Source organism: Pseudoalteromonas sp. PAST1, assembly GCF_021532515.1.
GTDB classification, from domain to species: Bacteria; Pseudomonadota; Gammaproteobacteria; order Enterobacterales; family Alteromonadaceae; genus Pseudoalteromonas; species Pseudoalteromonas simplex.
The window spans coordinates 1-9502 of the sequence record NZ_JAKGBH010000086.1; the positions used below are offsets into that span (position 1 = coordinate 1).

Annotated in this window: 4 protein-coding genes; 3 read left to right on the forward strand and 1 reads right to left on the reverse strand. The window is 39.0% G+C overall.

The genetic code is table 11. The features are described 5' to 3' along the window. Positions 1-212: 212 nt before the first annotated feature. Positions 213-761: a hypothetical protein gene (locus L1272_RS22080; RefSeq protein WP_036973812.1), complete on the reverse strand. Its 549-nt coding sequence runs from the start codon at positions 759-761 to the stop codon at positions 213-215. A 183-nt stretch (positions 762-944) separates the two neighbouring features. Between L1272_RS22080 and L1272_RS22085 the strand changes: the two genes are divergently transcribed. From L1272_RS22085 to L1272_RS22095, 3 genes are all read left to right on the forward strand, one after another. After that, complete coding sequence (locus tag L1272_RS22085) at positions 945-2642, forward strand: hypothetical protein (protein ID WP_235374295.1); 1698 nt, start codon at positions 945-947, stop codon at positions 2640-2642. Between the two features lie 91 nt (positions 2643-2733). Next, positions 2734-8544: a conjugal transfer protein TraG N-terminal domain-containing protein gene (locus tag L1272_RS22090; RefSeq protein WP_235374296.1), complete on the forward strand. Its 5811-nt coding sequence runs from the start codon at positions 2734-2736 to the stop codon at positions 8542-8544. 8 nt (positions 8545-8552) lie between these two features. After that, positions 8553-9398, forward strand: a complete 846-nt coding sequence (locus tag L1272_RS22095) for a UvrD-helicase domain-containing protein (RefSeq protein WP_235374297.1) — start codon at positions 8553-8555, stop codon at positions 9396-9398. The last annotated feature ends 104 nt before the right edge of the window (positions 9399-9502 follow it).

Here is a 9502-nt window from a genome sequence, read left to right on the forward strand (position 1 = left end):
TCGCTGCTTTATAAGTTGCTGGGTACCAATTAGGTGCCTTCGTGAAGGCTTGAGCCGTATGCAGTGAAAGTTGCACGTACGGTTCTTAGGAGGGCGACACTTGGTAACAGGTGTCGTCTATCCGACAGAAACGAGTTACGCTTGAAGGTTAGCTATTGGCAGCAAGCCGCCCTTTTGGAAATAGGTGTTAAAGAGAAGTATTAAAAGATTTCCTATAAATTACATTCATTAATCAATAACTGACTTATAGAGTCAGACTTTTTTGATAGTTTAAGGAGCTCATCATCCTTTGAAGGGGCTGTTGAATAGTTGAATTCTGAGCTAGAAAGAGTGTTCTTGATTTCTAAATAGTTAGATGAGAATTTTTGACAAAATTCAGTTATCTCCGCGTTAACTATTTCTTCGGAATTTTTCTTGTTCCTCATGTATAACTTGTAGTTCTCCGTTACAACTTCTAAAGCTGCATGATCGTAGCGTATGGTCGCAATCACTTCACTATCTTCGATTGTATAATCAACAATATTAACAGAAATAGGTCGTAAGATGTTGGCCTTCTCGCTGTAGCTTGATAAACCGGCTTGAGAATTGTTAACAATGAAATAAGCGCCTAGCTTTTGAGCTGCTTCTTTATATATTAAATCTGCAATGTTGTACTCATTAACCGTGAGGCCGATAGTTTTAAACTTGATAACTCTGACAGTATCAGCCGCATGAGCGCCATGGCTCAATACAAAAATGACTAGTAAAAATACAAATTTCATAAATCCTCCTTCAAGCTGAAAAGTATAAATTATTGAATGCAGGTTTGTGAAAATATAAAAAACACAATGAGGTTTTTTTATAACCTATTGTAAATAATTGATATTTAGTTTTGTTTTTAACCGCTGCACGAAATGAAATTTATGAAATGATTAATACAGTTTTAGTTATTAGAGGTCGTTTTAATGAATTTATTGAAAGCGCTAGCAAATGGGGCTTTTATATCGATTGTATTCCATGCGATCGGGAGTGCTTATGGTGCAGAAAAGGTTAGTGTCAATTTAACGCTCGATAATACCACTGAGTACGACGCACAAGTAATAGAGTATTTACTTCACAAAAAAGCTGTGGAGCAAGCAAAAGTAAACCTCAACACGAATGTTATAAGCGGCAATCAATTATTGCCGAATATAAGGGCAAAACTTAAAGAGCTAAACATTAAGCAAGAGCAAAGTACCCTTAATGCAACGGCTACTTTTGAGTTAGCTGAAGGTCCTGAGTTAATGGCTAATAAGAATACTATTAGGATTTATGACGAAGTATTTCTGTTTAATGGCGTCGAAACAAAACAATCATCAATGAAAAAAAGACTCAAAGAAAAGGTGTTTGAATATAAATTCTTTGCTGATATCCAAAGCAAATTATCTAACCTAGTGACAATATCAGACTATAAAATCAAAGAACCTCAAATTAGTGAAGACCAAATGATTTATGGTGGCCTTAAGCTCTCAGAAGTATTGAACATCCGCGCTTTAGTTGCAGCCCAAAGTTACTCTCGTAAAAGTATCTCAAATGGAGTAAATATTCGAAATGAAGAGTGTGCGCAGCTTGATTCAAATCTGTTAGATGTAAACCCTCAATTTCCATCGATTGGAAAAACTGCACACTGGCCAGAATTTAAAGTAGGTGTATCGATGCTAACACTCCAGCTCTTGACTGGGTTATCTCCAAAAGTTTTAGAAATTGATTTTACTAAAAACTTACTACTATCCGAATTGCAAAAGTCTAGAGCGAGAGTAAAAGACTATAATAGTGACTTATTGCCTTATTCAAATATGTGGGATGCATACAGAGAAAGCATAGAGAACTTCAAAAATGTATTAAATGGGCAGACGTCCAATTTATCTGAAGAATATATGGGGAATATCGAGGCATCACCTTTCCGTCAATATCCGTTTGCAGATGTTAAGCAAGTTACAATGCACCTTAGCTTTGATGAATTAATTAGTGAAGGGGACTACGATGGTATTGAGTTCAATGATTGGTTTTGGGGTCCGAAAAACTACTATGGAGTACGAAACAGCTATATTAATCGCGTAGATGATTTATCAAGAGGTAAGCCTTACTTTTTTCTTGTGATAGAGGTTTCAGGTGTAAAATTCTATCGAGCTGTCCTAGATATTAACTTTACTCATAACAAGCATAGCTCGGCAAAAGTAAAATTAATCCCAATAGATGTTTTGCCATTTTTACCAGGGTCAGAGTTTAATATCTTTAATCGAACAGACTATCGTAAGCTGTGGCTAAAATCTTTGGAACAGGTATCCGTGACTGATGGTTCAATAAGCAATCGAGCAGTCAATATACTGCCAAAAGAAATAATTGATTGTTTGCCCGATACGTTTGCATTTGATGTAACACTAAGTGAGTTGTTTGCTTTTAGAAAGGGGCAGACTGCATTACTCGACGGTGACTTTAACCCGGTAAAAAATTCACATGGAGACTACGTTGTTAATCAGAATGGTTTTCTAGGTTTTATGTCTACAGAAGAGCCCGCCTTTCCCGTATCTGTCAGCATGATGGGTAACTCGATAAATATTAGCTACTACAAAGACCATAAAATTGGGGATATAAGCGTTTATTTTGAGAAAAAGGTATTTTAATCAAAAAATACTGAAATTCAGTTGAAAATCACGCTTTTAAAATTTTTTTCAATTTTAAGATTAAGCCAGACTCAATATTCTGGCTTTTTTTATGGATTTTACAATTTACTCAATCGGTGAAACAGCGTTCATGTATGAGGTTCTAATGGGCCTTCGAAGAATGTTTGATTTTGGCTTTTCATCTTTGCATATTTTGATTGGTGCTACAGCTCTACTTTCACTGATGACTCTTGTAGTAAAAAGTTGGATCAACCCAAACTCTAACCCAGTACTATCTTGGTTTATTGGGCTTTGTATGTTCATGGTCTTGTGTGGTCCATTTTCTAAAGTAGATGTTGTTATTGAGTCGGTAAGAACTGGAGATGTGTATTATGTGAATGATGCACCTGGCATAGCTGCTGTTATTGCAATGATGACCTCAGGAATGTATGGGCTGTCACGAGATTATGAAGATTCATTCGCCTCACCGGATGGTTATCAGGCTGGTCAATTTCTCGATCCAATGAGGGCACTAGTGGCGCTTGATAAATTTGGATATATGGGCTCTGAAGAGCTAGATTCAGGTGTTGATGACCAAAGGTACAGAATCAAAACATCTACAATGAACTACCTTCAAGACTGTGTAATTTGGGATCTTCAAGTTGGTGGCAATGACGCTGAGCTAAATGCTGACAAAATAAAAAATGCCCCAATGGAAAACTTCCTTGAGTCTATAAGAATTAATACACCATCAAGAAGCACTTATATTCAAATAGACACTCCTGCCATGGAGCTATTAACATGCCCAAACGCATACTTGAAGCTCAAAAGTTACTTTGATAGCTCAAGTTTCAGAGAGATGACTGACAGGTTTTTGCAGAAAGAAAATGTAAAACCACAAGATGTTGAAGCCGGGGCGGAATCGATTTCTGCATTAAGCGCGACAATGAATGCATATCATTTAGCGACGGGAAGGTATTTATCAAATGTTTTTGCTGAAGCTGCTGCAAAAAGTGGGGATATGCAAGGGCTCCGCTCTGAACTTACTTTAATAGAAACAAAGTCTCAGCGACATTACCAAATGGCCGCGGATAGAAACCTAGCTTTGGAGCTATCAATTGGTTTTGCAACCTTCATTGAGGCCTTTGTGTTTTTCTTGATCCCAGTTATTGCAATCATGCTTGTAATGGGTGCTGAAGCTATGAAATCAGCTGCTATGTTCTTTGGGGTAACTGTGTGGGTTAACTTGTGGCCGGTAACCATGAGTGCGGTTAACCTTTTTACTTTACTTGCTATTCAAGGTCGATTTACATCAGTGTCAGCTGGTGGCGGTGGTGTAAGTGCAATCACATTTGGTATGTGGGGGCATAGCATGTCAACAATCGAATCATTTATTGCAGTGGCAAGTAGTTTAGCTGCTGCAGTTCCTATGCTCACTTTATATATACTGCATAGGGGTGTTCACACCATGATGGGTGTATCTAATAAGACGTCTCCTGATACAAATATTGATTCAAAGAAATTGTCACCGGATGTCACAACATCTGCAAATGGAGGTAAAGCAAGTCAAGGTGATACTACTATGCAAGCCAGTGATGTTCATTCCTCATATGGGCAATGGAGCCAAGCTCAACTGAATGGTGGACAACGAAATGATGTAAGTATTAATCCGGGTGGCGCAGGGCCAGCCTCGGGTTACCTTAAACAGTCATCAGCTGAGTTGTCAGCGATTGGCTCTAGAAATACTCAATTGGCAAATACTGAAGCCGCTAGCCAAACATTACAAAAAACTGCCACTGATAGTAAATCTGCTACTTTAGATTCAATCAAAGGGTATAAACAAGGAGAGTCATTTGAGAGTGTGGATACTTCACAATTATCAGAGGACGAAGCTTTCTTAGCGGCACAAACCGCAGCATATGCAACTGAAAATAACATGAGTTTATCTGATGCATATGATCACGTACTACAGGGCTCGGCAAGCATGGTAGCAAAGGGGGCTCCATCAATAGCAGGGTTTGGTTTAGGTGCTGATGCGAAAGCAGCGATCACAGCAAAAGCGGCATCACAAAAGCAAGTAGGCGCCTCAGAAAGATTGTCAGAGGACGAACGTGCACAAGTTTCTGAATCGATAAAAGCTAACTGGGGGAATGCAGTAAAAATGGCTCAATCATCGAGCAGTGATAACTCAGTTGCAAGTAAAGAGGCGGTTTCCCGACAGGAAGCTGTTACAAATGCTCATACAAATATGCTTCAAGCTCAAGCCCTTGAAGCTGAGGGGAATACAGCTAGCTCCGCTTCAAAAGTAATGACGCAAATGAATGCGGGTGAGGTTCAAAACTCAACCACAGGAGCAAATAAAGCATCAATCGGCTCAATTGTTTCAACACTTTCAGATGAGCAGCAGCATGTTCTTTTAGGTAGTTTGATTGGTGATGAAGGCTTAAATAGTTTATCTGGTGACAAGAGAAGTGCTTTAATTTCTGAGTTGGGAGATAGGTTCGACTACCACAAAGAGCAGGTAAATAAAGGTGATAACGCGAGATTACCGGAAAGCCAAAAAAATAATATTGCTTTGGCCAATACGGTTACTGATGCAATCGCAAGAATGTCTGGAAATACTGAAGTGTTGTCTACAGACCATAATGGTAACCAACTTCCTCTTTCAACTGGAGTTACAGCACTTAAACAAGCTAATACCGAAAGAGGAGCTTCTGCAGGCTTAATGAGAGAATTAGGTGAAACACTACAAGCGCCGAGCCTAATTTCACTTAGTGACCAATTGAATGGATATAAACCGAGTGATAATTCACATATTCCAAAACCTGAAGATAATACTGGCATAGACACCAACACTTTAAGTAATGATGTAAATAGTGGCATAAAGACTGATCCAACAAACATGTTCAATAATGAGCGTAATGCACAAGCATTTGCTGAACACAAAGAGCAATCTCAAAACGAGGTTAGTAGTAGAGGGGCATCTGGTACAGGTGCTGTTAAAGCTAAGGGTGAGGATGTTGTTTCTGAGTCAGAAGATAAAAATGCAAATAATTTAGCGCATGCATTTGGATCATTAAAAGTATTAGGCTCAGAATCTAATGAATTATCTGGCGGTGTAGTTAGTTCTATTGGCTCACTATTCACCTCTTCAGTGGGTGAGGCTGTTACGGATGAGTTTAAGAAGTCTGGTAATGGTGAAGGTATTAATTCGAATCTAATTGAAATGGGTTTTGGTGTTTTATCTAACAATACACCAGAAGCTATTAGAAACTTACTAACTAGCGCAGCAAATGGTGAAGGTTCGATTATTAATGGTGAACGCTTATCTCCAAATGAAACACTAATGTATGCTGGGGCTGTTCAAACAGCAATGCGCCCTGAGTCTCTAGCTGCCTTCAATGAAAGTTTAAATTCAAACTCAGCTCTTCTTGCTTCAACGCAACCTAATAACCCTTACAGAAATGCTCAAGAAAATATCTCAGCTGTACAGGAGATGAGAGAGAATGAATCAATTAATAATGCCCTGAAGAGTAGTGAGTTAATTGCGGCATACTCAGCATTGGCAAACCTTGATGATGGTCAAATTGAGGACGTAATTGCAGCCACGAAAGGAGATGAAAGTTTCTTAGGTATTAATGATGCTAAATACGCTCGTCATTTAGAAGCGCTAAATGAGTTATCCCCACAGTTAGGTTTAGAACCTCAGTACAACCCATCAAGGTATAAAGATGAGCCAAGTCAAAAAGGTAGTTTGGAATCAGTAAACTACGACTCTCAAGCTAGCTCAATGGCTGGGTTTGCTGGATTAAATGAGAGAGAAAATTTAGATCGAACTGAAAACAGATCGAAACCTAGTGGCCAAGGTCTTGTTGATGGTATTACCAAAGGAAATTATGACCAAGATGCCAAAGAGATAGCTAAATATGCGTTAGCAAACTTTAATGCAACTGGTGATACATCAGGAGTTAGCTTTAAGGAACTTAATGATCGAAATTTAGATAATTTTAAATCAGCACAAGTTTCTAGTCGAGAATTTAGTATTCCTGACTTTACTAACATCACCCCTGAAACAATGGAAGATCTGAATAAGATGAGGGATGCACTTTTAATTGCAGGTAAAGATAGCGAGGCAGAAACACTAACTAATACAATTGCTTCTATTACTTCAGATGAGCAAACTAAAAATGGGTATGAATCAAGTGCATCTAAGGAGCATGAAAGCCAAGTAATTAATAACGCAATTCACTCAGAAGGTGTTTCTAGTAAAGCGAAGGAGTTTGCCGCGAACGCCCTTTATGGCACAAGCGATACTCCAAGAAATCTTTCTCATGATGACATGAGAGATCTACTTACAATAAACAACTTACTAAGTACAGCTCCAGAAGCACAAAGAACATTAAGTGAAGCGATCACAACTGCCTTCACACCGAATTATAGTGATGCCGGTACTAAAGAAGCAAATCCACCTGTAAACAGCCTTAATTCAAGCGAAGCCTCAGTGCCGCAACAGTCTGTAAATGAAAGTGATTATGATAAGAGCTCTGTCACACAACAGAATGCACTGAGCGTAACACCAAAAAGCTTATCAGTTGATAATAACCGTGGTGAAGAAATAGAAGAAACCCCTATCAAGCCAAGTGAGGTAAATAGTGGGGTTAACAGTACTGGTAAAGATGAAAGCGGGAATGTTCTATCTAAAGAGTCATCGATTGCAGGCAATGATTCAAGGGATCGTATTGATACCTACCAATATTCTGGCACAAAAGATGATTCTTATCCGAATACTACAGATTCAGGTCGTTCTTTAGTGGGCACACAATCAGAAAACCTTCAGGCTTCAGTAAGTAATGGCGGCACATTAAATAGTGAGGTTGGTTCTACTGGCAGTACCACTAGTCCAGGGTTGCAAAGCAGCCCTGCGAGTACAGACCAATCAGAAAGCCTTAAGGCATCGGCAAGTACTGGCGGTAAGTTAAATAGTGAGAATAGTTCGACTGATCGCAATGCTAGTCCAGAGTTGCAAAGCAGCCTTGTGAGTCCAGACCAATCAGAAAGCCTTCAGGCATCGGCAAGTACTGGCGGTAAGTTAAATAGTGAGAATGGTTCGACTGATCGCAATGCTAGTCCAGAGTTGCAAAGCAGCCTTGTAAGTCCAGACCAATCAGAAAACCTTCAGGCATCGGTAAATACTGGCGGTACGTTAAATAGTGAGAGCGGTTTAAGTGACCGCACAGCTAGTCCTGAGTTGCAAAGCAGTCCTGTGAGTCTAGACCAATCAGAAAGCCTTCAGGCATCGGTAAATACTGGCGGTACGTTAAATAGTGAGAGCGGTTTAAGTGACCGCACAGCTAGTCCAGAGTTGCAAAGCAGTCCTGTGAGTCCAGACCAATCAGAAAACCTTCAGGCATCGGCAAGTGGTGGTTCTATTGTTGCTGAGCCTAGTCTAAAACCTGACACAAGCGGTGATAATGTGCAGACTCAATCACAGTTAATTGCTTCTAATTCTTCTCAGAAAGGTGAGTCTTTTGAACAATCTAACTCAGATGAAAGTTCAGTTGTGAACAACTCTAGTTCTGAGAACCTAAGTTTTAATGAAACAAACGCTGGTGAAGCAGCGATGGTTAGCAATAGAGAAAATTCAATTGAAGAGAGAAACCCTTCTGGCCTACATCCTGTAGCTGGTGGTGAAGTCACTAGGACCGAGTCACAAGAGGTTGGATTAAGGCAAGTTCTTGATAATACAGAAATGAGCAATGATGCATTATTAAAAGCGGAAAATATCTTGTCTCTAGGTACAAATTCCAATTTGAGCTCATTTACAAAGGAAGAAAAAGCAGAGCTATTAGATTTGGCTGACAATCTAGAGGCAAATAATTACATAGCTGAATCATTACGAATCAAAAGAACGTTGGAGAGCTAACATTGACGATGACATTAGAGCAAGAATCAGCAGCTAACGATGTTAATAATCACTCTTTGATTCTTGCTACAGCAGGTAGTGGTAAAACAAAAACATTAATTGAAAAAGTAAAAAACGTACTAAAAAAATCATATGACAGGAAGGTTATTCTCGTTACATTTACAAATGCGGCCGTCAACGAAATGCAAGAAAGGTTGGAAATAGCTCTTCCACAATCATCAATAAATAGAGTTTCTGTAACTACATTTCACAGGCAGTTTCTTAACCAAACAAAGAAACTCATGCAAGGTAAGCTACTAATTGGAGCAACATACTTCAACTTTATTGATAGGTTGAAGAATTACATCGAAAATGAGCACCTACTACCGGAGTTAAAAGTAACATTCAATGACATTACGAGCATTTTGAATGATCAGCCATTAGATGAAAAAAAAGGGTTTGATAAAGACGCTGTTAAGCTAGTTAAAGAATGTTATCAAGAGTTAAAGATAAAGAACCACCTTTATGACTTAGATGACGCAACCAGGCGCGCGGTAGAAGGAACTTTAAGTGGGGAAATACCGCTATTAAATTGTACAGACCTAATGATTGATGAGTTTCAAGACACAGATTTACTACAATATGAGTGGATTGCCCTGCAGGGGCGCGGAGGGATTAATCTAACACCTGTTGGAGATGATGATCAAAGTATCTACTCATGGAGAGGCGCTAGAAGTTATGAAACAATGCTTAAGTTTAAAGATGAATTTAAACCCAATATTCATATGCTTGCAAAGTGTTTTAGATGTAGACCTGAAATAATAGATGCCAGTAAAAATCTAATAGAATTTAGGCGTTGTTTCCTAAAAGTTTGAACTATCTTGCCAGCCTGTGATCAGATCATCTATATCCTACTAGCCTGTGCAACAACAATGAGCAAAATCACAAACTGGTCTCACTATAATCAAGCCCTCGTTAA

Coding starts and splice junctions, on each gene's coding strand:
- L1272_RS22080 (WP_036973812.1), bottom strand. CDS start 761: ATGAAATTTGTATTTTTACTAGTCATTTTTGTATTGAGCCATGGCGCT.
- L1272_RS22085 (WP_235374295.1), top strand. CDS start 945: ATGAATTTATTGAAAGCGCTAGCAAATGGGGCTTTTATATCGATTGTA.
- L1272_RS22090 (WP_235374296.1), top strand. CDS start 2,734: ATGGATTTTACAATTTACTCAATCGGTGAAACAGCGTTCATGTATGAG.
- L1272_RS22095 (WP_235374297.1), top strand. CDS start 8,553: ATGACATTAGAGCAAGAATCAGCAGCTAACGATGTTAATAATCACTCT.